The sequence below is a fragment of the Streptomyces sp. NRRL WC-3549 genome, assembly GCF_000721935.1.
Lineage (GTDB): Bacteria > Actinomycetota > Actinomycetes > Streptomycetales > Streptomycetaceae > Streptomyces.
Genome location: NZ_KL585414.1, coordinates 256,084 through 258,273, shown reverse-complemented (window position 1 = coordinate 258,273; position 2,190 = coordinate 256,084). Strand labels below are relative to the sequence as shown.

Sequence of the window (2,190 nt, the reverse complement as noted above, 5' to 3'; positions counted from 1 at the left end):
CCTGGGCGTCGCGCCTGACCGTGCTCGGGCTCGGCCTGCTGTTCTGCACGATGTGCAGCACCCTGCTGCTCATCCTGCGTGTGGCGCTCCACAACACCCTGGCCCTGTGGCTGGTGGGCGCCATGGCCCTCTGGTTCCTGGTCTGCTGGTTCGTCTTCCCCCTGTGGGCCGTGGCGCGGGGCCGCGCACCCTCCGACGCGGCGGAACGGGCCCGGGAGGAGGGCGGCGGGTGACCGGCCAGGGCGACGGGTGCCCGCTCAGTCGTCGTGCGGGTCGGCGGGACTGCGTACGTCCGTCACGGTGAAGTGACCCCCGTCCGGATCGCGCAGCGTCGCCTCGCTCCGGTAGGCCCCCACGTTCCGCCGTTCCAGCAGCGTGCCCCCGTGCCGCTCCGCCTCGCGCACCGTCGCCGCGACGTCGTCCACCGGGAACTGCACCTGCCAGTGCGGGCGCACCATGGGGTCGGGGGCGGACTCGACGGCCCCGGAGCTGATCCGGGCCAGCGGACGGCCGCCGCAGCGCACGAGGACCTCTTCCTTCACGTAGGCGACCTCGCAGCCGCCGGGCTCCCCGCTCTCCCAGCCGAGCACCTCGCCGTAGAAGATCGCCGCGTCGAAGGCGTCGCGGGTACGCAACCGGAGCCAGGCGTGGGCCGGGCGGCCGACCGTGGCCAGGGAGGCGGCCCGGCCCGTCCACTCCCAGACCCCGAAGGAGGCGCCGTCCCGGTCGGCGGCCAGCACGGCGCGCCCCAGCGTCAGCGAGAGCGGACCCACCGCCACCGTGCCGCTGCGCTCACGGATCCGGTCCGACACCACGTCCGCGTCCCGCACCGAGAAGTACGGCGTCCAGGCCACGGCCACGTGGTAGTCGGAGGACACCGCGCCGATCCCCGCCACCGGCACCCCGCCGGAGCGGGCCATGACGAAGTCGTCGCCCATCGCCCCCGGGCGGAAGGTCCAGCCGAGAACGGCACCGTAGAAGCGCCGCGCCGCGTCCAGGTCCCGGGTCACCAGATGTACCCAGCACGGCGCGGAGGCGCCGGTCAGCGGTGCCGGTTCGGTTGGGGTCATGGTCCCACTGCCTTATCGGTTCTGCGGCACGACTTCTTCGGTGCCGCGGGGCCAGAACCAGCGTGGTGTGCCCAGGGCGCTCCCGCAACACGCGGGCGCGTTGCTCACACGCCACCGGGCGGCGGAGCGTTGGTGATGTCGAGGAAGACGTGCTCGGCCTGCGGCCACTCGCCGGCCACGGCCTTCTTGATGCGCATCGAGACCCGCTCGATCTCCTCGCTGTCGATCCCGGGGGCGAGATCGATCCGGGCTGCCACCAGGACCGAGTCCAGGCCCAGCCGCATCGTCAGCAGGGCCGCCACGTTGTCGACCTCCGCCTGGGCTTCGAGGAGTTCCTCGACGCCGTGGCGGAGCCCCGGCTCGGCGGATTCCCCGATCAGCTGGTCGCGCGCCTCCCGGCCGAGACGGAAGGCGACGTAGACCAGGAGCAGTCCGATCCCCAGCGAGGCCGAGGCCTCCCACACGACGTCGCCCGTGACGAGGTGCAGGGCCATGCCGGCCATCGCCAGCACCACCCCCAGCACCGCCGTGCTGTCCTCGGCGACCACGGTCCGCAGCGCGGGGTCGCGTGCCCCGGCCCTCTCGCCCCGGAGCTGGAGCAGCGCCCGGACCAGCGAACCGCCCTCGGCGAGGAACGCGACCCCCAGGACGACCAGGCCCGCCGCGTACCCGCCGGGCGTCACCCGCGTGTTCTCACGCAGCGCCTCGAAGCCCTGGAAGAAGGAGAAGCAGCCGCCCATCACGAAGATACCGACGGCGGCGAGCAACGACCAGAAGTAGCGTTCCTTGCCGTAGCCGAACGGGTGGTGGTCGTCGGGCGGGCGGCGGCTGCGCCGCAGGGCGGCCAGCAGGAAGATCTCGTTGAGGCTGTCCGCGACGGAGTGCGCCGCCTCGGACAGCAGAGCGGGAGAGCCCGAGAGAAGGCCCCCCACCGCCTTGGCCACCGCGATCACGAGATTGGCGGCCAGCGCCACCAGGACGGTGACGCGCGTCCGGCGGTCGGACTCCGGCCTCGTCGTCATGTGTCCCCCCGGCGCCCGGTTCCCGGTCAGGTGGGTCGGGGCGCACCGGAGGACCCGGGCGCCCGCGTGCCGCGCCCGCCGCCGTACGGACCGGCGGG

Annotated in this window: 3 protein-coding genes; 1 reads left to right on the top strand and 2 read right to left on the bottom strand. The window is 73.8% G+C overall.

Annotation, left to right across the window (positions count from 1 at the left end):
• The coding region (locus IH13_RS0122515) for a DUF6328 family protein (RefSeq protein ID WP_031087200.1) at positions 1-233 on the top strand (233 nt) is incomplete at its 5' end.
• Positions 234-257: 24 nt separating this feature from the next.
• Here the strand turns inward: IH13_RS0122515 and IH13_RS0122510 are convergent.
• Both IH13_RS0122510 and IH13_RS0122505 read right to left on the bottom strand, forming a co-directional pair.
• A complete protein-coding gene (locus IH13_RS0122510) occupies positions 258-1,070 on the bottom strand; it encodes a VOC family protein (RefSeq protein ID WP_031087198.1) in 813 nt (270 codons plus the stop codon).
• Positions 1,071-1,174: 104 nt separating this feature from the next.
• Entirely contained in the window at positions 1,175-2,092 is a 918-nt protein-coding gene (locus IH13_RS0122505; RefSeq protein WP_031087196.1) for a cation diffusion facilitator family transporter, read from the bottom strand.
• Positions 2,093-2,190: the final 98 nt, after the last annotated feature.

Bases quoted from the DNA above. Each gene is read 5' to 3' on its own strand.
- IH13_RS0122505 (WP_031087196.1), bottom strand. From the start codon at position 2,092: ATGACGACGAGGCCGGAGTCCGACCGCCGGACGCGCGTCACCGTCCTG.
- IH13_RS0122510 (WP_031087198.1), bottom strand. From the start codon at position 1,070: ATGACCCCAACCGAACCGGCACCGCTGACCGGCGCCTCCGCGCCGTGC.